Here is a 24861-nt window from a genome sequence, read left to right as displayed (position 1 = left end):
CGGGAACGCGGGTGTTACGGGGAAGCCATTATGAAAACGTTTACAGTTACGGTCAAACCCGCCCGGACCCTGGGTGGACGCCCTCGTCGCTACCCCCTCGGATCGCTCAGCCGGCCATCCCGGAATGCCGCAGCAGCGCCTCGATGCGCGGCGCCCTGCCGCGGAACGCCCTGAAGTTCTCGGCGGCACCGCGGCTGCCGCCCCTGGCCAGGACCTCGTGCCGGAATCGTGCGCCGGTCTCCGCGACCTGGCCCGGCGCTTCCTCGAACGCCGCGTAGACATCGGCGCTGAGCACTTCGGCCCATTTGTAGCTGTAGTACCCGGCCCCGTAGCCGCCGGCAAAGATGTGGCTGAACTGGTGCGGGAAGCGGTTCCATTCCGGTGGCACGTTCACCGCCACCTCGCCGCGCACGCGAGCAAGCAGGGCGAGCACGCTGTCGCTCGCTGCGTTGAAACCACTGTGCAGCTGCATGTCGAACAGGCCGAACTCCAGTTGGCGCACGGTCGCCATGCCGCTCTGGTAGTTCTTCGCTTCCACCATCCTGTCGAACAGCGCGCGCGGCAGTGGCTCACCGGTATCCACGTGCGCGGTCATCGCCTGCACACGCTCCCATTCCCAGCAGAAGTTCTCCATGAACTGGCTGGGCAGCTCCACCGCATCCCATTCCACGCCATTGATGCCGGCGACGCCCAGTTCGCCCACCTGCGTGAGCAACTGGTGCAGGCCGTGGCCCATCTCGTGGAACAACGTGGTCACGTCGTTGTGGCTGAAGGTGGCCGGCTTGCCGTCCATGCCCTTGCCGAAGTTGCAGACCAGGTAGACGATCGGCGTCTGCGCGCCACGGGCGGTATCGCGACGGTTGCGGCAGTCATCCATCCACGCGCCCCCCCGCTTGCCCTCGCGGGCATACAGGTCGAGGTAGAACTGGCCCACCAACGCGCCGTCACCATCGGCCAGGCGGTAGAAGCGCACATCGGGATGCCAGGTCGGCGCCTGGTCCTGCTCCACGCGCAGCCCGTACAGATCGCCGATCACGCCGAACAGGCCCGCCAGCACCGCCGGCTCGGTGAAGTACTGCTTCACCTCCTGTGCGGAGAAGCTGTAGCGCGCCTGCTTGAGTTTCTCGCTGGCGTAGGCGATGTCCCAGGCTTCGAGCGTTTCAAGGCCGAGCTGCTCGCGCGCGAAGACGTCCAGCTCCTCGCGGTCGCGCTGCGCATAGGGCCTGGCACGTGCGGCCAGGTCACGCAGGAACTGCAGCACTTCGTCCGGAGTATCGGCCATCTTGGTCGCCAGCGAATACTCGGCGTAGCTCCCGAAACCGAGCAGCGAGGCGAGTTCGGCACGCAGTGCGAGGATGCGGTCGATCAACGCGGAGTTGTCCAGCGCCTCGTTGTCGGCGAGTTCCGATGCACGCACCGCGTTGGCGTGGTACAGCGTCTCGCGCAACGCGCGATCATCCGCATACGCCTGCACCGGCAGGTAGCACGGCATCTGCAGCGTGAACTTCCAGCCCGGCTCATCCTCGGCCTTGGCCGCGGCACGCGCGGCAGAAACGACGTCGGAAGGCAGTCCTCCCAGGTGCTGCTTGTCCTTGATCCAGAACTCGTACTCGTCGGTGGCATCGAGCACGTTCTGCGAGAACTTCGCCGACAGGCCGGCTAGTTCCTCCTTCAATGCGCCGAAGCGCGCCTTCTGCTCGTCCGGCAGTTCGGCGCCGCCGAGGCGGAAGTCACGCAATGCGTTGTCCAGCACCTTGCGGCGTGCTTCGTCGTACCGGACCGCCTCCGGCGCCCCGGCCAGCGCGCGGTACTGCCGGTACAGCGCGAGGTTCTGCGCGAGCCCGCTCCAGAAGCGCGTCACCTTCGGCAATTGTGCGTTGTAGGCGTTGCGGAGTGCGGGGGTATTGACCACCGCCTCCAGATGGGTGACTTGGTTCCAGGCGCGCGCGAGCCGTTCGGTGGCGTCGTCCAGCGGGACGACGAACGTGTCCCATGTCACCGGCGCGACCGCTTCCGCCGTCTTAACCGCGATGTCGGCCTCGGCCAGCAGTTGCTCGATGGCGGGCGCGATGTGTTCGGCGCGGATCGCGTCGAAGCGCGGCAGACCGGAAAAATCGAGCAATGGATTGGTCATGGGAACACCTTCTGCAATGGGAAATCAGTTCGGCCAGTCGGCCATCGCCAGCGTTGGCAGCCCGCGTCCGGCGACGGCGGCCGCGATGGCATCGTCGCTTTCCACGATGGGGATGCCGCGCTCCAGATACCAGTCCCGGTTGTAGTAGCTGTGCGCGTAGCGTTCGCCGCTGTCGCACAGGATGCTGACGATGGAGCCGGTCAGGCCCTCATCGCGCATGCGCGAGGCAGCGGCGAGGATGCCGACGAAATTGGTGCCGGTCGATCCGCCGACACGCCGCCCCAGCACCGCGCTGACGTGGCGCATGGCGCCCAGGCTGAGTGCATCAGGCACCTTCACCATCGCGTCGACGCACGCCGGGATGAAGCTGGGCTCGCAGTGCGGGCGTCCGATGCCTTCGATGCCCGAGCCGCGCTCGCAGGTCAGTCCACCGTCGGGCTGGCCGGCGCAGGCACCGCGATAGTGGTCGAAGAACACCGAATGCTCCGGGTCCGCGCACAGCACGCGGGTGGGATGGCGGCGGTAGCGCACGTAGCGCCCCAGCGTGGCGCTGGTGCCGCCGGTGCCCGGGCTGCACACGATCCATGCCGGGACAGGATGCGGTTCTGCCTCCATCTGCTTGAAGATGGATTCGGCGATGTTGTTGTTCGCGCGCCAGTCGGTGGCCCGTTCGGCATAGGTGAACTGGTCCATGAAATGGCCACCGGTCTCGCGCGCGAGTTGCCGCGACACGGCGTTGATCGCGCCCGCCTCCTCGACCAGATGGCAGCGACCGCCCTGGAACTGGATCGCGGCGACCTTGTCGGGCGAGGTGGTGGCCGGCATCACCGCAATGAAGGGCAGGCCGAGCAGCCGCGCGAAATAGGCCTCGGAGACCGCGGTGGAGCCACTGGAGGCTTCGATCACCGGCGCACCCTCCCGCAGCCAGCCATTCGCCAGCGAGTACAGGAACAGCGAACGCGCCAGCCGGTGCTTCAGGCTGCCGGTCGGATGGCTGGATTCGTCCTTGAGATAGACGTCGATGCCGGGAAAACCAGGCAACGGCAGCGGGATAAGGTGGGTATCGGCGGACCGGTTGAAGTCCGCTTCGATGCGCTGGATCGCCTGCGCCGTCCAGTCACGCGCTGCCGTGGTCACGCCGATTTCCTCGCGGGCGCCGACGCGGATACGGCGCGATGATGACGCGGCGGGATGTGCGTGGTGGGCCGTGAAGGATTCGAACCTTCGACCAAAAGATTAAAAGTCACGCAATTTTAGCCGTCGCAACAAGCACTTAGAGCCCCGAATTTTTCCGGTTGCCCCCCGTGAAACCAGCGCCAAATCGAGGGGACCGGAGTTATTTTTCCGCTGCCGCTTGCCTGCGCAGAAGCAAGTACTTGCTGTAGCGGCTCCCACGCGTTCACGGTTACCGGGCTGCAGCGCCATTCGCTCGGTCAGCGATGTGCTGAGTTAGACGAGGACGCCACTTCGCAACCAAGTCCGCCAAATCAATAAACGCGAGAGGCTGCCCCGCTCCGCCTGGAGCAGCTTGATTAGTCCAATCAATCAGCGGCTTAGCTCGGTCGTACAGTCGGACCACCGTTGAACTAATAGTGTCGTACAGCAGATCTTCGTCCAAGTCACCGGCCTTAATTCCCACAGCCATGAACTCGAAGTAGTTGAGTACGTACTTAAGTGCTTGTATTGCTTCTGCCTGATCGAGCCTCGCTGGATCGGCAGGCTCACCAGAAGCCATGCTTTCCCGATGCATCCTGGCAAGTTCGACGCCAGGGAAAAATTCTGCGTACAGATTTGGAATGGGGTCGCTGCCGGCAGGAAAGTGTCGGGTCATTGCTTCATAGCGCTTCAGGAACTCACCGCTTTTGCGCATCTCCATGATGATTGCGAAAGCATTGTTAGTTCGATGAGCCTTCGTGCTCAGCCTAAAGTGCACTAGCCACCCAAGTGCTGCCGCCCAGATTGCGACGAACACCGGCACCACATTCAAGACTTTGTCGTACTTCTGGGGCTCGCTCCCAAAGAAAGCGAAGAACGCGAAGAAACTCAGAAAAATGCCGAGCAGAACCAATACGAAAGACCAGACGCAGACCGTTAGCAAATGACGATGGCCCGCGTAAGCCGCGTTCAAAAGCGGGCGCGCGAAAAATGCGCATAGCGAACAATAAGCCGCTATAGCAAGCCAAGCTTGTGTGGGACCTGCGGCTCCATGCGCAATAACTGTTCCCGTGATGCCGGCAAGTCCTACCGCTACGGCCAAGGCTACCCAGGACCACCAGCACTTGGTGACCAGGTCTTTAAAAATGAATTCCATTTTCCCTCTCCCCTTAACGCCGAAGGGCCCTAGAAAGGACCCTTCGCTGTTCACTTTACTCTTCGATTCCAATGTTCATGATCGCTCTCCTCCGAGGGTAAATCCTTGCATTACGTTTTCCCCAAATCGCAATACAAACTGCCTGCTCATTGGACCGTTGTACGTACTTACGGTTGCAAATTGGGACACTCGCATTCAGCTAGCGGCAGGATCCGAAAGAACTTAAGAACCCCGGATCCACGCCCGGACGCTAGCAACCTACTGGTGAACCTGTCATTCAGGGATCTATCACTCACTGTCGCAAAAGCATTCAACCAATAAAATTCAACCACTTAGGGATGAATTCACCTTTAGTTGACCCGCTTTATTGCTGCATTGCAACATATATTTGCGAATTCTGGAACCTGATGCCCATGAGGCTCTCTGCTATCCCCTCCTCAGGTGGAGCTTTCGGAGGGGATAGCAGAGAGCCTCATGGCATAAGCATTGTACTTCAGCCTGTCAACAAAAGCTCTTGTTGACCGAGCAGCGCATCGTCGATCTAGGGCGAAAAACTACACCCCCTGCGCGTGCCTGCGCGGGAAGAACATAGAGCCCCGTTTTCCACGGTCGACCACCGTGCCGACTCGGTGCAGGGCAATGAATCATCTGGGCTGACGTAAGCGAAATGCTCTTCCGCACAGAGCGCCGCTCGATCGATGCGGGCGTGTTCCACATGCAAGTGGAACTTCGCATCCGATTTTTCCGGGAATTTTTCCGTGCTCTACCTAAGAGCCCCACAAAATCACGCGTAAGCAATTGATTTCAAATGGTGGGCCGTGAAGGATTCGAACCTTCGACCAAAAGATTAAAAGTCTTCTGCTCTACCGACTGAGCTAACGGCCCGGGAACGCATCCCGGCCTTGCACCGGGATGCGCATTCTAACGCATCGCCCGCGATGGGGCGAAACCCGCCCGGTTCACGCGTAGTGCGTGGGGTCCGCCACGCCGGCATCGGCGAAGCCGGCGGCACGCAGGCGGCACGCATCGCAGTGGCCGCAGGCGCGGCCCTGCCCGTCGGCCTGGTAGCAGGACACGGTCTGCGCGAAGTCGACGCCCAGCCGCATGCCCTCGCGCACGATATCGGCCTTGCTCATGTGCAGCAGCGGCGCCTGGATGCGCAGGCCCGCCCCCTCGACACCCGCCTTGGTGGCCAGGTTGGCGAGCGTCTCGAATGCTTCGATGAACTCCGGGCGACAGTCGGGATAGCCCGAGTAGTCCACCGCATTGACGCCGCAGAAGATGTCGCTGGCGCCCAGCACCTCGGCCCAGCCCAGCGCGACAGACAGCATGATGGTGTTGCGCGCCGGTACGTAGGTCACCGGAATGCCCGGGCCGCCGGCTTCCGGCACGTCGATGTCGTCGGTCAGCGCGGAGCCACCGATGCTGCGCAGGTCCACGTGCACGGTCTTGTGTGCAGCGGCACCGAGCGTGGCGGCGACGCGCGCGGCGGCATCCAGTTCCGAGGTGTGCCGCTGGCCATAGCGCACGCTCAGCGCGTGCACGGCGAAACCCTGCTCGCGGGCGATGGCGACGACGACGGCGGAATCCATGCCACCGGAGAGAAGGACGACGGCGTTTTTCATGGGGTACGCGATTCGTTATGAAGGTTACGGGGCCGGGGATCAGGCTCGCCATCCCAGCGCACGCTGGGATCCATGTTGCCGTTGCGTCCGCTCATTGTCCAAGCGAAGAGCGAATGGACCCCAGCGTGCGCTGGGATGACGGCAACCTCCAGGGATCATCGCCCCGGCTCGTCGTTCCACAGCAGCTTGTGCAACTGCATCTGGAAGCGCACCGGCAGGCGGTCGGCGATGATCCAGTCGGCGAGCTCACGCGGCTCCAGTTCGGACTTGCTGGGCGAGAACAGCACGTCGCAACGCTCGGCCAGGCGGTGCTCGGCGAGCATCCCGCGCGCCCACTCGTAGTCGGCGCGGCCGCAGAGCACGAACTTGACCTGGTCGCGCGCGGTCAGCTGCGGCAGGTTCTCCAGCCGGTTGCGGGCCATTTCCCTGGAGCCGGGTGTCTTCAGGTCCACCACGCGCGAAACGCGCGGATCCACATCGGCGATGTCGATAGCGCCAGAGGTTTCGAGCGAGACGTCATGGCCGGCATCGCAGAGCTTCTTCAGCAGCAGCAGGCAGCGCTTCTGCGAGAGCGGTTCGCCGCCGGTCACGCAGACGTGGCGGACGCCATGGCGGGCGACCTCGGCCACGATGTCGTCGATCTCGCGCCACTGCCCGCCATGAAAGGCGTAGGCCGTGTCGCAATACTGGCAGCGCAGCGGGCAGCCGGTCAGACGGACGAAGACCGTCGGCCAGCCGACCGCATTCGCCTCTCCCTGCAGGGAGAGGAATATCTCGGTGATCTTGAGGCGTTCCAGCGGGGACTGGACGATCTCGCTGGGGCGGGCGGCGTCATTCATGGGGTGCGCATGATACGCCCTGCCGGCCCGGCGGCCCCAGGTGGGGCCGGAGACGGCGTTTCTTCAGCGCAGGCGGCCGAGCTGGATGGCGCGCAGCCGGTCGTCGGCGGTGCGGGCGACATCGGTGCCCGGATACTTGGCGACGACCTCGCCGAGGATGCGCTCGGCTTCAGGCAATTTGCCCAGGCCGTAGTCGCAAAGGCCCATCTTCAGCAATGCACCGGGCGCCTTGTCGTGGGTCGGATACTGCGCCAGCAACGCACGGAACTGGTCCGCAGCCAACGCGTAGTTCTGGGTGACGTAATAGCTCTCGCCCAGCCAGTACAGGGCGTTGGGCGCGTACACGCCGCCGGGGTAGAGCTGGAGGAAGCTGGTGAACAGCTGCGCGGCATCGGCGTACTCGCCCGCTTTCAGGCGGTCGAAGGCGACGTTGTACGCGGTGCGTTCATCGCCGGCAGCGGACATCGCCCCCATGTCGCCATGGACGCTGGGCGGCGGCTCGGCGGTGGCTACGGCGGCGGGCGCCGGCACAGTGGCCGGCGGCGATGCGGGAGCCTGGCTACCGAGGGGCGGGCTGGCAGGCGTGGTACCGACGGGGGCCGGCGCAGTACCGCCCTCGAGGCGGTTGAGGCGACCGTCCAGGTCGAGATACTGGTCGCGGCCGCGCTGCTTGAGCTGCTCGTTCTCGTTCTGCAGCTGTTCCAGCTGCGCACGCAGTTCGCGCAACTCCGCTTCCTGCTGCGTGAGCTTGTTGAGCAGGTCGAGGTTCTGTTGCGGGTTGTTGGCCTTCGCTTCCAGCGCCGCAACGCGGTCAGCCAGGCTGACGCGTTGCGCCTGGGCGGGAGCGGCGGCCACCAGGGCCGCCGCCAGTACCAGCATGTACTTCTTCGCGATCATCGTGGCGATGACGGCTTACTTCGCCGTGTACACGATCTCGACGCGACGGTTCTGCGACCAGCAGGACTCGCTGGAATCGGTGCAGACCGGACGCTCTTCGCCGTAGCTGACCACGGTCAGCTGGGCGGCCGAGCCACCGCTGGCCTGCAGGGCCGAGTTCACAGCGTTGCCGCGGCGCTCGCCGAGGCCCAGGTTGTACTCGCGGCTGCCGCGCTCGTCGGCATGGCCTTCCAGCGAAATGCGCGAGGACGGACGGTCACGCAGGTACTTGGCATGGCAACCCATGATGGCCTGGAACTCCGGCTTCAGGGCGTCCTGGTCGAGGTCGAAGTAGACCACGCGCTGGCGCAGGCAGGCGTCGGTGTCCAGGTCGTTCGGGCCGTAGACGCCCGAGGTGGTCGGCGTGGTCGGGGTGGTCGGCGTCGTCGTGGTGGTGTCGGTCGGCGCTTCCGGCTTGACGGCTTTCTTGCAGCCTGCCAGCACGGCAACGGACATCAGGGACAGCATCAGAACACGGGCGGTGTTGTTCATGGTGATTCCTTCGTCGATAAAACGGGGGGTCAAGGGAACGGACATTGTAGACAGAAACTTAACGCACGGTGCGATAGGGCGACCACGCCGGCTCGCGCACATCGGCGTTCGCCACGACCAGACGCTGGCGTACGCGCGCATCGGCGGAGACCGCGTACAACACGCCCCGCCCGCCTTCGCGCGCGGCGTACAGCACCATGCTGGCGTTGGGGGCGAAGCTGGGCGATTCGTCCAGCGAGCCCGGCGACAGCGACGACCAGCGCGCGCCACCCAGGCTGCTGTCCATCAGCGAGATGCGGTAGTTGTTGCCCGCGCCCTGCACCACCGCGATCTTCTTGCCGTCATACGACACGCTGGCGGTCGCGTTGTAGCTGCCGTCGAAACTCACCCGGCTCGCACTGCCGCCACCGGCGGGCACGCGGTAGATCTGGGGGCGGCCGCCGCGGTCGGAGGTGAAATAGATGCTGCTGCCATCGGGACTCCACACCGGCTCGGTGTCGATGGCCGAGGTGTTGGTCAGCTGGCGCAGCGACCGGCTGCCCAGGTCCATCACGTAGATCTCGGGATTCCCGCTGCGCGACAGGGTGAGTGCCAGCTGGCGGCCATCCGGCGAGAACGAGGGGGCGCCATTGATGCCGCGGAAGCCGGACACCTTCTCGCGCGCACCCGTCGAAATATCCTGGATGTAGATCGCCGAGTTGCCGCTCTCGAAGCTGACGTAGGCCAGCTTGCGGCCGTCGGGACTCCATGACGGCGACAGCAGCGGCTCGGCGGAGCGGACCACGGTCTGCGGATTGAAGCCGTCCGAATCGGCCACCATCAGCGCGTAACGCGTGGCCTTGCCGGTACCGGCGGCGGTGATGTAGGCGATGCGCGTCCAGAACGCGCCACGCACGCCGAGGATCTTCTCGTAGATGGCATCGGCCATCTGGTGGGCGACATCACGCAAGGCGTTCGAGCGGGCCGTCATCGCCAGGCCGAGCATGCGCTCCTGCTTGGCGACATCGAACAGTTCGTACTCCACGCGATATCCACCATCGCCCGCATCCACGACCCGGCCGACCACGATGTAGTCCTGGCGCAGCGCGCGCCATGTCGGGTACTGGATTTCGCCACCGCGCGTCGGGCGCTCGGTGATGCTGGCTTCGGGCAGCGTGCGGAATGCACCCGAACGCTCCAGATCGGCGCGCACCACGGCCGAGACATCCGTCGGCGGCGTGCCCGCACTGCCCTGGTAGGGCATCGGCACCACGGTGATGGGCAGGGCGGAGGCATTGCCGCCGATGATGTCGATCTCGAGCCCTTGCTGCTGGGCGGACGCCAGGGCGGGCACCAGCGTGAACAGGAACAGGGCGAACCAGCGCAGCGGTTTCTTCATGGGCAGCGACTCTGCGGTTGTGCGGGGCGGCAAAGGGATACCAGCCCGCGCGTGAACGTTTTAACAATTGTGAACGGAGGGCAGCGAAACGCCGCGTGAAGTCAGCGGTCGCGGGCCTCGAAATTCAGGGTAAGTGTCCGGGCGAACACGGATTCGAAGCCCTGGTAGGGCAATGGCCGGGCCTTCAGGACCGCACGCTCGATCGAATCCTGCCCGGCGGCGTCCATGGCACAGCCGGGCTGCACCTCGGCACTGACCACGTCACCGCCGGGCAGCTGGCGGATCACCACGCGGCAGCGCGTGCCCACCGGCACCGATTCCGGGCGCGTCCACTGGCGCAACACCGCCTCCTGGATCGCGGCGGCATAGCGGCCACGCAGGTCTTCGTCGGTCCCGCCAGTACCTGCGGGGCCGGTCGCCGGTGCAGGCGTGGAGGCCGCTGCGCCCGCCGCCTGGCGCGCACGCGCATCCGCGAGCTGGCGCAGTTTCTGTTCGGCCAGCTGGGCCTCGCGCGCGGCCTGGGCGCGCTGGCGGCGGATTTCCTCCAACCGCTTCTGGTCCGCCGCCTTCTGCTGTGTTTCGGCGGCCACGCGCTTCTGGCGATCTTCTTCCTGCTGCGCAGCGAGGCGGCGCTGCTGCTCGGCCTGCTCCTGCCGCTTGCGCTCCGTCAGGTCGATCTGCTCCTGGCGCCGCTTGGCTTCCTGCTCCTGGCGGGCCTTCTCCTGCGAGATGGCATCGCGGCGGGCTTCGTCCTGGTCGACCGTATCCGGCACCGGCACGCGCTCCTGGGCCTGCGCCTGACGCTCGACCGGCGCATCCTGCGGGGCCGGTTCGGGGATCGGCTGAGGTGGCGGGATGGTGTCCTCGGGGGCCGGCTCCTGCACGGGTTCGGGCATCGGCTCCGGTTGGAAATCGAGTGCCTGTGCGACCGCACGCTGGTCGGCCGCGGACACATCAAGCGTGGCTTCCATCGCCTGCGAGCCTGCCGCATTCAGGCGATCACGGTCCCAGGTCAGGAACGGCGACACCAGCAACAGCACGAGCAACAGCACATGCAGGCCGATGGCCCATGCCACCGCCCTGCCCAGCCCTTCGTCCTGCACGGGCCGCTGGCGCTGGAGGACTTCAGCGTGCATTGCCACCCGCGTTGGTCATCAGGCTGACATTGCCGACCTTCGCGCGCCGCAGCACATCCATCGCGTCGAGCACCTTCTGGTACGGCGCTGCACCTTCGGCCGCGACCATGATGCGGAGCTCATCGCCCTGCTGCGCGCGGATCGCCGCAACCTTGGCTTCCAGCGCTGCCGCGTCCAGCACTTCCGGCAGCTTGGCTTCGGGCAACTTCAGGCCGTACCGGCCGTCGGGGTAGGCAATGACGATCACCGGTTCGTTGCGCGTCTCCACCGCCTTCGCGTTGGATGACGGCAACTTGACGTCGACGCTCAGCGTGAGCAGCGGCGCGGTCACCATGAAGATGATCAGCAGCACCAGCATCACGTCGATGTAGGGGACGACGTTGATCTCGGATTTCAGCTTGCGCCGCTTGCGATGGAAGATGCTTCCGGCCATGGTGGGCTCCGCTTACTCGGCCGAATTCTGTCGCTGCAGGATGGAGCTGAATTCCTCGGCGAAGCTCTCGTAGCGCACCGACAGCCGCTCGACGCGGGTGGTGAAGCGGTTATAGGCCCACACGGCCGGAATGGCCACGAACAGACCGATGGCCGTGGCGAACAGGGCCTCGGAAATGCCCGGCGCCACCGCGGCGATACCCGCCTGCTCACCGCTGTTGAGCATGTCGTGCATGGTCACCATGATGCCGAACACCGTGCCCACCAGGCCGACGTAGGGCGCGGTCGAGCCGATGTTGGCCAGCAATTCCAGATTGCGTTCGAGCTGGTCGACTTCGCGCGTGTAGGTGACGCGCATCGCACGCTGCGCACCTTCCAATTGCGCGCGCCCGTCGAGGCCGCGCTTGTCGCGCAGGCGGGTGAACTCGCGGAAGCCGGCTTCGAAGATCGCTTCCAGCCCGGTGACCACGCGGTTGCGGTCGGCGGCGCCGGCATACAGCTTGTGCAGCTCCGCGCCGGACCAGAACCGGCCCTCGAATTCGTCGGCGTCGCGGTTGGCGGTCTTGAACACGCGCGCCTTGCGGAAAATGATCACCCAGCTGATCAACGACCCGGCCAGCAGCAGCAATACGATCAACTGGACCGGCAGGCTCGCCTTGAGCATCAGGTTGATGTAGTTGATCCCGCTGTGCACGGTGCCTGCCGTGGCCTCGGCGGCGGCGGCCGCGGTCTCCGGCGGCAATGCCTCCACCACGGTGTCCTGGAAGGCCAGCAGCGTTGCGATCATCCGTTGTTCCTCGAGTCTCGGTTCGTGTTGCGTATCGGGTTAGAGCGGACGGCCCGGTGTCTCGAGCCGGCGGAACTCCTCGTACAACGCCCCAGGCAGCGCGACGGGTCTGAAACCCGAGGCGCTGAGCGCGGCGACTTTCACCTCGGCGGTCAGCAGCACTTCGCCATCCCGCTCGATGGACTGGGCGAAGATCACGCTGGCCCGCTTGCACTGGTGGATGCGCGCGCTCACCTGCAGCAGATCGTCCAACCGGGCGGGGCGCAGGAAATCCAGGCGCATCGCACGGACGGCGAACACCAGGTCGTGGGTCTGGCGCAGTTGTTCCTGGGCGTATCCACGGGCCCGCAACCACTCGGTGCGGGTCCGCTCCAGGAAAGCCACGTACTGCGCGTGGTACACCACGCCACCGGCGTCGGTATCTTCCCAATAGACGCGTGTCGGAAAGATGAACGGAGCCGGATCCCCGGCGATCATCGGCGAATCAGTCGTCAAAGCATGCGCTCCCGCACGTTGTCGTGCATACCATCCTGAAACCAGTGGCCGTCAGAAGAGTTCGCCGGGCGCATCACCCGCATCGGGCACGCGGCCCTTCGGCGTCAACCCCAGGTGCAGATAGGCCTTGCGGGTGGCCATCCGGCCGCGCGCGGTACGGACCAGGAAACCCTGCTGGATCAGGTAGGGTTCGATGACGTCCTCCAGCGTGCCCCGCTCTTCGCTCAGGGCGGCCGCCAGCGACTCCACGCCCACCGGGCCGCCGTCGAAGTTGTCCACGATGGTGCGCAGCATGCGGCGGTCGAGTTCGTCGAAACCCTCCGGGTCCACCTTCAGCATCTGCATGGCGGCGCGCGCGACGTCGACGTCGATGTGGCCATTGGCCTTGACCTGCGCATAGTCGCGCACGCGGCGAAGCAGCCGGTTGGCGATGCGCGGGGTGCCGCGCGCGCGCCGGGCGATCTCCCCTGCCCCTTCCGGCACGCAGTCCATGCCCAGGATGCGCGCCGAACGCTGCACGATGCGGGTGAGCTCGTCGGGCGTGTAGAACTCCAGGCGCTGCACGATCCCGAAGCGGTCGCGCAGCGGCGCGGTCAGCAGGCCGGCACGCGTGGTGGCGCCGATCAGGGTGAAGGGCGGCAGGTCCAGCTTGATCGACCGCGCGGCAGGCCCCTCGCCGATCATGATGTCGATCTGGAAATCCTCCATCGCCGGATACAGCACTTCCTCGACCACGGGCGACAGGCGATGGATCTCGTCGACGAACAGCACATCGTGCGGCTGCAGGTTGGTCAGCAGCGCGGCCAGGTCGCCCGCCTTCTCAATCACCGGGCCGGACGTGGACCGCAGGTTCACGCCCAGTTCGTTGGCGATGACATGGCTCAAGGTGGTCTTGCCCAGCCCCGGCGGCCCGAAGATCAACACATGGTCGAGCGCTTCACCGCGACCTTTCGCCGCCTGGATGTAGATGTCCAGCTGCTCGCGGACCGGCTTCTGGCCCAGATACTCGTCGAGCCGCTTGGGGCGGATGCTGGCCTCGATGGCCTCGTCTTCGCGCGTGGCGGACGAGGTGATGATGCGGTCTGCGGTCATGCGGGGATTATGCGTGAAACCGCCCGCCATGCTTCATCTTTCCCGCGCCGCGCAGGTCAGATTTCGACCTGCGCCCCCAGTTCCACCAACCGGTTGCCGGGAATGCGGAAGAAGCCGGTCGCGGGCGCGGCGTTGCGGTGCATGACCGCGAACAGCTTGTCGCGCCAGACCGGCATGCCGCCGTGGCGCGCGGCCACGATGGTTTCGCGGCTGGCGAAATAGGTGGTCTCCATCGGGTCGAAGTACACGCCACCCTGGTCACAGGAGCCCATCAGCGCCTGCGGCACGTCAGGTGTCTCGGCGAAGCCATAGCTGATCACGACGCGGTAGAAATCGTCGCCGATGGGCTCGATCTTCAGGCGCTTCTTCTTGGGCGCATAAGGCACCGTCAGCGTTTCGACCGTGAGGAACACGTTGCGTTCGTGCAGCACCTTGTTGTGCTTCAGGTTGTGCAGCAATGCGTGCGGCACCACGCCCTTGTCGGCCGTCAGGAAGATCGCCGTGCCGGGCACGCGCACGGGCGGCGCCAGCATCAGGCCCGGCAGGAAGGTATCCAGGCGGATGCCTTCCTTCTGCACTTCGCCATGCAGCAGTTCGCGACCGCGGCGCCAGGTACGCATCATGGTGAACGCGGTGATGCCGATGAACAGCGGTACCCACGCGCCGATTCCGGTCACCAGTTTGGCGCCGTTGGCGAACAGGAAGGCCAGGTCGATCACCAGGAACACGCCGCACAGCGGCAGCACCCATTTGCGGGAATCCGGCCAGCGCGTATAGGCCACGATCGCCAGCAACAGCGTGTCGATCAGCATGGTGCCGGTGACCGACAGACCGTATGCGGTGGCCAGCGCGCCGGAGCTCTGGAAGCTCAGCACCAGCACGATCACCGCCAGGTAGAGCATCATGTTGACCGAGGGCACGTAGATCTGTCCGATCGTGTCCTTCGAGGTGTATTTGATGTGCAGGCGCGGCAGGTAGCCCAGCTGGATGGCCTGGCGCGTCACCGAGAACGCACCGGTGATGACCGCCTGCGAAGCCACCGCTGCCGCCGTGGTCGCCAGCACCAGCATCGGGATCTGCGCCCACCCGGGGATCGACATGTAGAACGGATTGGCCACGGCTTCCGGGTGCTTCAGCAGCACGGCGCCCTGGCCGTAGTAGTTCAGCACCAGCGCCGGCAGCACGAAGGCGAACCAGCCCCAGCGGATGGGACGCTTGCCGAAGTGGCCCATGTCGGCATACAGCGCTTCGCCACCGGTGACGGTCAGCACCACCGCGCCGAGGATCAGCACCGCGTGCCAGTCGTGGGTGACGAAGAAATGCCAGGCCCAGTAGGGATTCAGCGCGGCCAGCACCGAGGGGTTGTGCGCGATGTTGTAGATGCCGAATCCGGCCAGCACGATGAACCAGATGATCATCACCGGTCCGAACGCCTTGCCCACCTTGGCCGTGCCGAAGCGCTGGAACGCGAACAGGCCGGTCAGGATGACCAGGCTGATCGGCACCACCCATTGCTTGAACACCGGCGAGACCACCTCCAGGCCCTCGACCGCGCCCAGCACGGTGATGGGCGGCGTGATCATGCCGTCACCAAAGAACAGCGCCGCGCCGAAGATGCCCAGGATGCCGACCGTGTAGCTGAGCCGCGAGCCCTTGGTGAGGCTGCGCTGGGCCAGCGCGGTCAGTGCCATGATGCCGCCCTCGCCATCGTTGTCGGCGCGCATGATGACGATGACGTACTTCAGCGTGACCACCAGCAGCAGCGACCAGAAGCCGAGCGACAGCAGGCCGCGCACGGTGTCCGCGTCCGGCGTCAGGCCGAAATGGGGATGGAACATCTCCTTGATCGTGTACAGCGGGCTGGTGCCGATGTCGCCGAACACCACGCCGACGGCGCCGGCCACCAGCGCGGCCATGCCGGCTTGCGTATGACCGTGCTGCCCGGTGTTGCCGGCGTCGGTATGGGGAGAGGAAGGGCTGGACATGGCGGCCGGAGGGTAGCGCTCGATGAGTGAAGAGGTGCTCTAAAGCCGCGATCAGCGCAAGGCGGACTGCAGGGCCTTGCGGATGATGGTGGCGGCATCGTCGCCGGCCGCGGTCGCGTCGCGTGCCATGCGGGTCGCTTCCGCCGGCTTGTAACCCAGCTGCTGCAGGGCGATGGTGGCTTCGGACTGCGGATCGGCCGGCAGCGCGCTGATGCCGCCCACGCCGGTACCCATCAGGTCGGCCGCGCGGTCGCGCAGTTCCACCACCATGCGTTCGGCGGTCTTCTTGCCGATGCCGGGGATGCGCGTGAGCGCAGTGATGTCGCCGGCCTGCACCATGCGCGCGAACTCGTCCACGCTGGCGCCCGACAGCACCGCCAGCGCGATCTTCGCGCCCACGCCGCTGACCTTCTGCACGTCGCGGAACAGCCTGCGTTCGCCTTCGCGCAGGAAGCCGTACAGCGACACGCTGTCTTCCTTCTGCGCGTAATGGGTGAACAGCAGCACCTCGCGGCCGACATCGGGCAGATCGTAGAAGGTGCTCATCGGCGCTTCCAGCTCGTAACCGACCCCGCCCACATCGATGACCAGCCAGGGGGGCGACTTGTACGCCAGGATCCCGCGAAGACGTCCGATCATGGAGAAACTCCTGCGTTTCCCTTCTCCCACCGGGAGAAGGTGGCGCGACGCGCCGGATGAGGGCCGAACCGAGTCCATGGCGGCGAACAGCGGAGCGCGGTCTGTCGCATGAGTCCTCGATCATCCGGACTTCCGCTGCCCTCACCCCAACCCCTCTCCCGCCGGGAGAGGGGCTCGCTCAGCGAACGCCGACCGATCATTTCCTGCTCCAGGCCAGTTGCGAACTCACGCCCAGCCGCTTGGCCGTGGCGCGTACGTGCGCGTGGGTGATGGCGACCGCCAGCGCGTCGGCGGCGTCGGCCTGCAACTTGCCCTGCAGGTTCAGCATGATCCCGACCATGTGCTGGATCTGGCCCTTCTCGGCGCTGCCGCGCCCCACGACGGCCAGTTTCACTTCCTTGGCCGCGTATTCGTGCACGGGCAGGTCGCGCAGTACGACCGCGCTGATGGCAGCGCCGCGCGCCTGCCCCAGCTTCAACGCCGAATCGGGATTGCGCGCCATGAACACCTTCTCGATCGCGACTTCATCCGGCTGCCAGGTGGTGATGATGTCGGCCAGGCCGTCCAGCAGGCGGCGCAGCCGCTGCGGGAAATCGTCGGCACCCAGCAGCACCAGCGGCGCATGATAGACGTGCGTGGTCTTGCCCGCCGCATCCACGTCGATGATGCCCACGCCGGTACGCTGAGAACCCGGGTCGATGCCGAGGATGCGGGTCACGGGACGTGATGGCCCGCCATCACCCGTCCCCATGCACGGTGACTACGCATACGCATCCGCGCCCAACTCGGCGTTGGAGTAAACGTCCTGCACATCATCCAGGTCTTCCAGCATGTCCAGCAGCTTCTTCACCTGCATGGCCGTGTCGCCCTGCACGGCGATGTCGTTGTCGGCGCGGAAGGTGATCTCGGCATGGCCAGGCGCCAGTCCGGCGGCCTCCATCGCGTCCTTCACCGACGAGAACGCCTCGGGCGTGGTGACCACGTCGATGGACCCGTCATCGGGATACACCACGATGTCGTCGGCGCCGGCCTCGATGGCGGCTTCGGTGATCTTCTCTTCGTCCGCGCCGGGGGCGTAGCTCAGCACGCCCAGCCGCTTGAACATGAAGGCCACCGAGCCTTCGGTGCCCATGTTGCCGCCGCACTTGCCGAACGCATGGCGGACTTCGGCCACGGTACGCACGCGGTTGTCGGTCAGGCAATCGACGATCACCGCGACGCCTCCCGGGGCATAACCCTCGTAGCGGATCTCCTCGAAGACCACGCCTTCCAGCTCACCGGTCGCCTTCTTGATGGCGCGCTCGATGACGTCCTTGGACATGTTGGCCGACAGGCCCTTGTCCACCGCTGCGCGCAGTCGCGGATTGTTGGCTGGCTCGCCGCCACCGGCGCGGGCCGCCACGCCGATCTCGCGGATGATCTTGGTGAAGATCTTGCCGCGCTTGGCGTCGGTGGCGTTCTTGCGGGCTTCGATGGACGGGCCTCTGCCCATGGTGACTTCCGGAGTGCACTGACAAGGGCGCGGATTATACGCGCCCCCATGCGCACGTCAGTCCTGCCCGTCGAAGCGGCCATCGCGCAGGAAACGGGCCGCCTGGCGCGCGGCATCGGCCGAGAACACCAGCCCCGTATGGCTGGCCGGCACCACGCAATGCGCGGCCAACCCCGGCAGCCGGGTTTCATCCAGCCCGACGGTGCCATCGGATTCGCCGTCGAAGCGGGTGATCAGCCGACCGATGCCCCGCGCCACGTTCCCGGCCACCATCCCCACCGGCACCGTTCCCTGCCAGGGCACGCAACCTGCCTGCAGCAGCGCACCACTGCGGCCGAGCACGGCCGCCGTCCATGCCCGCCGGCCCAGGCTGCGGGCCGCGCCGCTGCCACACAGCGGCGACCCCAGGCAGACCATGCGCTGCACGGGCAGGCGGGGCGCGCGGCGCAGCGCTTCCAGTCCGATCAGCCCGCCCAGGCTATGGCCCACCAGATGGGTGGGCGGGCCGTCCTGCAGGCGGTGGATCAGTGCGGCGATCGCCGGCTCGGGGCCACCCAGGATGCTCGGATAGCCGAACACCTCCACCTCGAAGCCCTCGTGCCGCAGGCGCCGCGCAAGCGGCGTCAACCAGGACTTCGCATTCCAGATGCCGTGCACCAGCAAGACACGTGGCCTTGAACTCGCCTCGACTTTTTCCATGGTTCCAGTCTGGCGTGGCCGCCGCCGGAACACCACCGCATCAGGAGGCGGGCTTCTTCACCGTCACCCGCGTCCCTGCCTGCAGCAGCGCATTGGGCGACAACACGACCTGGTCGCCCACGCTCAGTCCGTCGAGCACTTCGACATCGCCCCCCAGGTCGCGCCCCAGCAGCACGGGCCGGAACTCGAGCACCGAATCCGCACCCACCCGGGCCACGCGCGAGCGCCCGGCCGGACCGGAGATCGCCGACAGCGGCACGAGCACCGCCGGCGCGGCGCGCGGTACCTGCAGGCTGACCTGGCCGACCATGCCCGCCGGAATGCGGTTGTCCGGGTTGGGCAGGCGCAACTCCACCCGCATGCCACCGGCCTCGTCGGAAATGCTCTGCGCGCTGCGCACGATCTCTGCGGCGAAGCGCTCGCCCGGCAGCTCGGGGAAGGTCACTTCCGCCTGCAGGCCCGGCCGCACCTGCAATGCGGCGCCCTGCGGCACGTCCACCAGGATCCGCAGCGGATCGAGTGCGTTGAGTTCGAACAGCGGTGCGGCGGTGGCGGCATCGCCGACCACGCGGTCACCCCGGTCCACGTTGCGCGCGGCGATCACGCCGGCGAACGGTGCGCGCACGCGCTGGAACCCCTGTCGCTCGCGCGCGCTCTCCAGTCGTGCCTGGGCCGCTGCCAGCGCGGCCTGTGCGGCATCGCGGTTGGCGCTGCGGTCGCTGTACAGCTCGCGCGAGATCGCGCCGGATTCAACCAGCGCGGCGGCGCGGTCGTAGTTCACCCGAGCCAACTCCAGCGCCGCGCGCAGGCGCACAACCTCGGCCTGCGCCTCACGCACGGACTGGTCGGCCTCGGGATTGGCGATCACCGCCAGCACCTGTCCTTCCGCGACGTGGTCGCCCAGATCCACGAGGCGTTCGCTGACGAAGCCCGTTGTCCGCGGATAGAGCTGCGCGGTCTCGCCGGCCAGCGCGCGCGCCGGCAGGGTCATCGCGAAGTCCGCCTCGGCGGCGCGCGCCTGTGCCGTCAGCACTTCCGGCACGGCCTGCGCCGCAGGCGCCTCGGCCGCGCTGCGGCTGCAGGCGGACAGCAGCACCAGCGCGACCGGCGCCAGCGCGATGGGGAAATACTGACGCATGGCAAGCATCGGCTTCATATCGCTACTCCTGCATCGGCGCCCTGAGCGCCGGCTTCGATTCGGGATTCGGAACGCCGCAGGCGGCGGCCCAGCACGGCCAGGATGGACGGCACGATGATCAGCGTGGCCGGCGTGCCGAACAGCAGGCCGCCGATCACCGCACGGCCCAGCGGCGCGTTCTGCTCACCGCCCTCGCCCAGGCCCAGCGCCATCGGGATGATGCCGAGCACCATCGCGCTGGCCGTCATCAGCACCGGACGGAGGCGCACGGCGGCGGCTTCGTACGCGGCCTGTTCGGGATCGTGGCCGTCGGCGATCAGGCCGCGGGCGAAGCTGGTGACCAGCACGCTGTTCGCGGTGGACACGCCGATCACCATCATCACGCCCATCAGCGCCGGCACGCTGAGCGGCGTGCCGGTGACCAGCAGGCCGACCGCCGCGCCGGCGATCGCGATGGGCAGACCGGACATCGCCACCAGCGGCTGGATCCACGACTGGAAGTTGACCACCAGCACCAGGAACACCAGCACCGCCGACATCAGCAGGCCCGTGGCCAGTTCGCCATACGCGTTCTGCATCTCGCCGGCCTGGCCGACGATCTCGATGCGGTTGCCCGGCTTCAGGCGCGGCTCCAGGCCGGCGACGATGTCGCCCAAAGCCGCATGCACGGCGCCGAGATCGGTGCCCTGCACGTTCGCCATCACGCTGGCCGTGGGCGCCATCATCGTGCGCCCGACGCTCGCCGGCACGGTGCGCGGCGACACCTGCGCGATGCTGCGCAGGAGCACCGTCTGGCCGTCGTCGCCGATCCGTACCGGCGTGTTGAGCAGCGTCTCCAGCCCGGCCAGGTTCGCCGGCGGCGCCTGCACCTGCACTGTGTACGACGTGGCATTGGCCTGGTCGACCCAGTACACCGGGCTGACCGTGCCGGCCGAGCCCAGCACCGCGAGCACCGCACGGCTGGCGTCCTGCGCGCTGATGCCCAGCTGCGCGGCCCGCGTGCGGTCGATGGCGATGTAGTACTCTGGCAGATCCAGCACCTGGCGCAGCATCACGTCGACCGCGCCCGGCACGTCGCGCAGGCGAGCTTCCAGTTCGCGCGCCAGCACCAGGTTACCGGCGGCGTCGCGACCGTTGACGCGCACTTCCAGCGCACCGACGGCGGAGCCGGCCAGCGTGCGGCTGGTCGCGTCCGGCGGACGCTCGAATACCTTCACGTCGGGATACTTCTGCGCCACGCGCTCGCGGATCTTCGCCAGGTAGTCCGCGCTGGGTCCGTGCGGGCTGCGCAGCTGGAGCATCACTTCGGCCTCGAACGAACCGACCACCGCGCTGTCCACCCACGCAAGGTTGACCGCATCGGGAATGCCGATCTGCTCGTAGACCGTCTGCAGTTCGCTCGCCGGCACGATCTCGCGGATCTCGCGCTGGATGTCGGCCAGCCGCTGTGCGGTCTCTTCCAGTCGCAGGCCGGTGGGCAGGCGGACCTGCAGGCGGATCTGGCCCGCATCCACGTGCGGAAAGTACTCGCGGCCCAGCGACAGCGCCGACACCGCGCCTGCGCCGATCATCAACAGCGCCACCACCAGCAGCACGCCACCATGGTGGCCGAGCTTCACCAGCAGCGCGTGGTGGCGGTCGCGCAGGCCGTCGAGCACGTGCTCCACGCGGTGATTGACCGCGAGCAGGCGGCGCTCGGCCGCCCAGCGCGGCGCCTGCCGGCTGCGGATGTCGGCCGGCAGCAGCAGGTAGCACAGCACCGGGATGAGCGTGCGCGAGAGCAGGAACGAGGCGGCCATGGCGAAGATCACCGCCAGTGCGAGTGGCGTGAACACCCACGCCGACAGGCCCGTCATCAGCAGGATCGGCGTCAGCACGATGCAGATGGAGACCGTGGAAACGAATTCCGGGAACACGACTTCCTTCGCGCTGGCCAGGATTGCGCTGCGCACATCCTTGCCCTCGGCGATGTGGCGGTTGGTGTTCTCCACGTCCACCACGGCATTGTCGACCAGGATGCCGATGGCCAGGGCCAGCCCGCCCAGCGTCATCACGTTGAAGGTGTAGCCCAGCAGGTAGAGCATCGTCACCGAGGCCAGCAGCGCCAGCGGGATCGCCGACAGCACGATCAGGCTGGAGCGCCACGAGCCGATGAACACCAGCACCACCAGCGCCACCAGCACGCCGACCAGCATGGCCTCGTGACGGATCGAGCCGATCGCGTTGTCGACGAACACCGACTGGTCGAAGATCGGTTCGATCCGCATGCCGGGCGGCGCGGAAGCCTCGATCTCGGGCAGGCGCTCGCGCACGGAACGCACGATCTCCACCGCCGAGGCGCCGCCCATCTTGATCAGGGCCACCGACACGGCATTGGCGCCGTCCATGCGCGCGATGTTGGTCTGCAGCGCGCCGCCGTCGCGCACCGAGGCGACATCGCGCACATAGATGACGTTGCCGCCGCGCGTGGCGATCGGCAGGTCGAGGAACCCCGCGGCGTCGGCCGGGCTGGTTTCCAGTGCGATCTGCAGTTCACGCGTGCCTTCGCGGATCGTGCCGGATGGCAAGGTAGGGCTGCCGCGCTCCAGTGCGCCGGTGACCTGTGCGGGCGTCAGCCCATGGGTCTGCAGCGCACGCGGATCCAGGTCCACCATGATCTGCCGCGCAGCACCGCCGTACGGCAGGGTCATGCGGATACCGGGGATGGACTGGATCTGCGAACGCAGCTGCAGGCGTGCGTAGTCGTACAGCTGCGCCTGGCTCAAGGCATCCGACGACAGCACCAGCTGCAGCACCGGCGTGCTGGAGACGTTGTTGCGCACCACCAGCGGCGGCGACGTGCCCGGCGGCATGCGCCGCAGGATCGTCTGCGAGACCGCGGTGATCTGCGCCAGCGCACGTTCCAGGTTCACGCCCGGCTGGAAGTCCACCCGCACGATACCGATGCCGCTCAGGCTTTCCGAGCGGACTTCCTTGATGTCGTCGACGTTGTTGAGGACGGCGATCTCGGAGAACGAGGTGAGCTTGGCCGCCATCTCCGCCGCGGGCAGGCCGCTGTACGTCCAGATGATGTTGACCGACGGAATGCCGACCTCCGGCAGGATGTCGGTGGGCATGCGGCGTGCAGACTGCACGCCGAACAACAGGATCAGGATGGCCAGCACGCCGATGGTGTATCGGCGCGACAGCGCGTATTCGACGATCCACATCGGGATGTTTTCCGTCAGCCTTGGGGGAGGAGATGCCGCCGCATCGCGCAACGCGACGACATGCAGGCACGATAGGCCAGCGCCTGCCCTGGCGGTTAGTGCATTGCTGCGCGAAACTTGCCCGATTCTGCAAACCACGCAGGCGCGACGATGCGCGCCCACGCTTCGTCGCGCTAAAGTCACGCTTCGCCGCATGGACCCCCACGCCATGAACGACAATGCTTTTCCCGACAGCGTCGCGCAACTCCCGCGCCACGCACCGCAAGCGGAACTCGCCGACCGGATTGCCCGATTGGCGACCGACGACGGCGTGCATGCCACGGCCATCCCGTCGCTTTTCCTCATGCGCTTCAGCGAACCGCGGCCGTGCAGTGCCGTGCTGTACGAACCCCGCCTGTGCATCGTGGCGCAGGGCCGCAAGATCGCGATCCTGGCGGGCGAGACCTACCACTACGACCCGCTCCACTACCTGGTGGTGTCGATGACGCTGCCGGCACTGGGCCAGATCATCGAGGCCACGCCGGAGTACCCCTACCTGAGCCTGCGCCTGGACATCGACATGGACCAGCTGGGCGCGCTGATGCTCGAAACACCGGCTTCGCGCACGGCCGAAGCGGTGGACCGCGGCCTGTACTCGGCGCGCGCCAGCGGCGCCCTGCTCGATGCGGTGCTGCGGCTGATGCGGCTGCTGGAGGAACCGGAGGACGTGGGCGCACTCGCTCCGCTGATCCAGCGCGAGATCTATTACCGCGCGCTCACCGGCGACCTCGGCCACCGCCTGCGCGAACTGGTCACCGCCGGCAGCCGTTCGCACCGCATCGCCCGCGCGGTGCAGGCCCTGCGCGACCGCTTCCACGAGCCGCTGAGCATCGATGCGATGGCCGAATCGCTGCACATGAGCGTGTCGTCGCTGCACCACCAGTTCAAGGCGGCGACCTCGATGTCGCCGCTGCAGTTCCAGAAGCACCTGCGCCTGCACGAGGCCCGCCGCCTGATGCTGGGCGAAGGCCTGGAAGCGAACACGGCCGCGCGTCGCGTCGGCTACGAGAGCGCGTCGCAGTTCAGCCGCGAGTACAAGCGCCTGTTCGGCGCGCCGCCGCGTTCGGAAATCGTGCAGCTGCGTGCGCAACCGGCCGCACGCCGGCAGGACGCCTGACGCGGCTCAGGCCGCCGCTCCGGCCTGGCGTTTCCATTCGCGCGGCGACAGGCCGCTGTGCGCCTTGAACGCACGCGACAGCGCGGCCTCGCTGCCATAGCCCACGTCGGACGCAACCACCTTCAACGGCTTGCCGCGCTGGAGCGCCTGCTGCGCCAGGCCCACGCGCCAGCCCTGCAGGTACTGGCCCGGCGTGATGCCCAGCGCCTCGCGGAAATGCGTGGCGAACACGCTGCGCGACATGCCCGCCACGCGCGCCAGCTCATCCAGCGTCCAGTCCTTCGACGGCGCTTCGTGCATGGCGACGATCGCGTTGCGCAGGCGCGGATGGGAGAGGCCGGCCAGCATGCCGCCCTTCACCTCGCCGGTTTCCATCAGCTGGCGCAGTATCTGGATCATCACCACTTCGAACAGCCGGTTGACCAGCGCGGTGCGCCCACAGCGCTGGGTGAAAGCTTCCTCGAACAGCAATGCCAACACGTCCGACGCGCCGAAGATGCCGTCCAGCGGCAGGCACACCACGTCCGGCAGCGCGGCACAGATCGGGTTCTGCGCGCCACCTTCGAACCGCAGGTTGGCGCACGCCATGTCCGCGCCTTTTTCCGCATCGCTGACAAACCGGTGCGACATCGCGCGCGGGTAGAGCAGCAGGCTGGGCTGGTCGATGCCCAGGGACGTGTTGCCGTGGAAGACCTCCAGCGGCCCACGCCGGATCAGGTGCAACTGGCCCACGCCCGCCTCGCCTTCCAGCGTGTTGATGCCGCACAGCGCGCCGGCATGGAACACCTGCGCCGTGACCGAGAAACGTTCCAGCAGGACCGCCAGCCTGTCGACCATGAAGAAACTCCTGATCAAGTTTTCAGGATTCTACATCACCCTTCGTACT

22 protein-coding genes and 1 tRNA gene are annotated in these 24861 nt (G+C 66.7%); 1 reads left to right on the top strand and 22 read right to left on the bottom strand.

Annotation, left to right across the window (positions count from 1 at the left end; all coding sequences use genetic code 11):
• Nucleotides 1-106: 106 nt before the first annotated feature.
• From AC3DET_RS14550 to AC3DET_RS14450, 21 genes are all read right to left on the bottom strand, one after another.
• A complete protein-coding gene (locus AC3DET_RS14550) occupies nt 107-2134 on the bottom strand; it encodes a M3 family metallopeptidase (protein WP_488392073.1) in 2028 nt (675 codons plus the stop codon).
• Between the two features lie 24 nt (nt 2135-2158).
• Nucleotides 2159-3271 carry a PLP-dependent cysteine synthase family protein gene (locus AC3DET_RS14545; protein ID WP_488392072.1) on the bottom strand — a complete coding sequence of 371 codons (1113 nt, stop codon included), beginning with the start codon at nt 3269-3271 and terminating at the stop codon, nt 2159-2161.
• A gap of 268 nt (nt 3272-3539) precedes the next feature.
• Nucleotides 3540-4445: a DUF4760 domain-containing protein gene (locus AC3DET_RS14540; RefSeq protein ID WP_488392071.1), complete on the bottom strand. Its 906-nt coding sequence runs from the start codon at nt 4443-4445 to the stop codon at nt 3540-3542.
• Nucleotides 4446-5254: 809 nt separating this feature from the next.
• Nucleotides 5255-5330, bottom strand: a tRNA-Lys gene (locus tag AC3DET_RS14535).
• A gap of 74 nt (nt 5331-5404) precedes the next feature.
• A complete protein-coding gene (queC, locus tag AC3DET_RS14530) occupies nt 5405-6070 on the bottom strand; it encodes a 7-cyano-7-deazaguanine synthase QueC (protein ID WP_337731469.1) in 666 nt (221 codons plus the stop codon).
• 155 nt (nt 6071-6225) lie between these two features.
• On the bottom strand, nt 6226-6909 hold the full coding sequence (gene queE / locus AC3DET_RS14525) for a 7-carboxy-7-deazaguanine synthase QueE (RefSeq protein WP_488392070.1): 684 nt from the start codon (nt 6907-6909) through the stop codon (nt 6226-6228).
• Between the two features lie 63 nt (nt 6910-6972).
• Nucleotides 6973-7806 carry a tol-pal system protein YbgF gene (gene ybgF, locus AC3DET_RS14520; protein ID WP_337731471.1) on the bottom strand — a complete coding sequence of 278 codons (834 nt, stop codon included), beginning with the start codon at nt 7804-7806 and terminating at the stop codon, nt 6973-6975.
• A 15-nt stretch (nt 7807-7821) separates the two neighbouring features.
• A complete protein-coding gene (gene pal, locus AC3DET_RS14515) occupies nt 7822-8337 on the bottom strand; it encodes a peptidoglycan-associated lipoprotein Pal (protein ID WP_192201974.1) in 516 nt (171 codons plus the stop codon).
• 58 nt (nt 8338-8395) lie between these two features.
• Nucleotides 8396-9715, bottom strand: a complete 1320-nt coding sequence (tolB, locus tag AC3DET_RS14510; RefSeq protein ID WP_337731472.1) for a Tol-Pal system beta propeller repeat protein TolB — start codon at nt 9713-9715, stop codon at nt 8396-8398.
• A gap of 101 nt (nt 9716-9816) precedes the next feature.
• On the bottom strand, nt 9817-10851 hold the full coding sequence (tolA, locus tag AC3DET_RS14505) for a cell envelope integrity protein TolA (protein WP_337731473.1): 1035 nt from the start codon (nt 10849-10851) through the stop codon (nt 9817-9819).
• Nucleotides 10841-11284, bottom strand: coding sequence for an ExbD/TolR family protein (locus AC3DET_RS14500; RefSeq protein WP_337731474.1), 444 nt, complete (start codon nt 11282-11284; stop codon nt 10841-10843). Before AC3DET_RS14500 ends, tolA begins: the two co-directional genes overlap by 11 nt.
• A gap of 12 nt (nt 11285-11296) precedes the next feature.
• Nucleotides 11297-12070 (bottom strand): protein TolQ, encoded by a 774-nt coding sequence (tolQ, locus tag AC3DET_RS14495; protein ID WP_337731475.1) that lies wholly within the window; start codon nt 12068-12070, stop codon nt 11297-11299.
• Nucleotides 12071-12109: 39 nt separating this feature from the next.
• Nucleotides 12110-12547 (bottom strand): tol-pal system-associated acyl-CoA thioesterase, encoded by a 438-nt coding sequence (ybgC, locus tag AC3DET_RS14490; protein WP_337731913.1) that lies wholly within the window; start codon nt 12545-12547, stop codon nt 12110-12112.
• A 69-nt stretch (nt 12548-12616) separates the two neighbouring features.
• Nucleotides 12617-13657, bottom strand: a complete 1041-nt coding sequence (gene ruvB, locus AC3DET_RS14485; protein WP_488392069.1) for a Holliday junction branch migration DNA helicase RuvB — start codon at nt 13655-13657, stop codon at nt 12617-12619.
• A gap of 56 nt (nt 13658-13713) precedes the next feature.
• Nucleotides 13714-15642: a potassium transporter Kup gene (locus AC3DET_RS14480; protein ID WP_446538109.1), complete on the bottom strand. Its 1929-nt coding sequence runs from the start codon at nt 15640-15642 to the stop codon at nt 13714-13716.
• 51 nt (nt 15643-15693) lie between these two features.
• Nucleotides 15694-16281: a Holliday junction branch migration protein RuvA gene (gene ruvA, locus AC3DET_RS14475; protein ID WP_192201981.1), complete on the bottom strand. Its 588-nt coding sequence runs from the start codon at nt 16279-16281 to the stop codon at nt 15694-15696.
• 196 nt (nt 16282-16477) lie between these two features.
• Nucleotides 16478-16999, bottom strand: a complete 522-nt coding sequence (gene ruvC, locus AC3DET_RS14470; protein WP_488392068.1) for a crossover junction endodeoxyribonuclease RuvC — start codon at nt 16997-16999, stop codon at nt 16478-16480.
• Between the two features lie 42 nt (nt 17000-17041).
• Nucleotides 17042-17773 carry a YebC/PmpR family DNA-binding transcriptional regulator gene (locus AC3DET_RS14465; protein ID WP_488392067.1) on the bottom strand — a complete coding sequence of 244 codons (732 nt, stop codon included), beginning with the start codon at nt 17771-17773 and terminating at the stop codon, nt 17042-17044.
• Between the two features lie 57 nt (nt 17774-17830).
• Nucleotides 17831-18472 carry an esterase/lipase family protein gene (locus AC3DET_RS14460; protein WP_488392066.1) on the bottom strand — a complete coding sequence of 214 codons (642 nt, stop codon included), beginning with the start codon at nt 18470-18472 and terminating at the stop codon, nt 17831-17833.
• Between the two features lie 40 nt (nt 18473-18512).
• Nucleotides 18513-19628 carry an efflux RND transporter periplasmic adaptor subunit gene (locus AC3DET_RS14455; RefSeq protein ID WP_488392065.1) on the bottom strand — a complete coding sequence of 372 codons (1116 nt, stop codon included), beginning with the start codon at nt 19626-19628 and terminating at the stop codon, nt 18513-18515.
• Complete coding sequence (locus tag AC3DET_RS14450; RefSeq protein WP_488392064.1) at nt 19625-22819, bottom strand: efflux RND transporter permease subunit; 3195 nt, start codon at nt 22817-22819, stop codon at nt 19625-19627. Before AC3DET_RS14450 ends, AC3DET_RS14455 begins: the two co-directional genes overlap by 4 nt.
• A gap of 208 nt (nt 22820-23027) precedes the next feature.
• Here AC3DET_RS14450 and AC3DET_RS14445 point away from each other — a divergent pair, with 208 nt between their 5' ends.
• Nucleotides 23028-23975 (top strand): AraC family transcriptional regulator, encoded by a 948-nt coding sequence (locus AC3DET_RS14445; protein WP_488392063.1) that lies wholly within the window; start codon nt 23028-23030, stop codon nt 23973-23975.
• A 6-nt stretch (nt 23976-23981) separates the two neighbouring features.
• Here AC3DET_RS14445 and AC3DET_RS14440 read toward each other — a convergent pair whose 3' ends face one another.
• Complete coding sequence (locus AC3DET_RS14440) at nt 23982-24812, bottom strand: AraC family transcriptional regulator (RefSeq protein WP_337731483.1); 831 nt, start codon at nt 24810-24812, stop codon at nt 23982-23984.
• Nucleotides 24813-24861: the final 49 nt, after the last annotated feature.

It is taken from the genome of Pseudoxanthomonas sp. 97-1-1 (genome assembly GCF_057773125.1).
The sequence above is the reverse complement of the archived record's forward strand: the minus strand, read 5'-3'. Positions and strand labels throughout refer to the sequence as shown.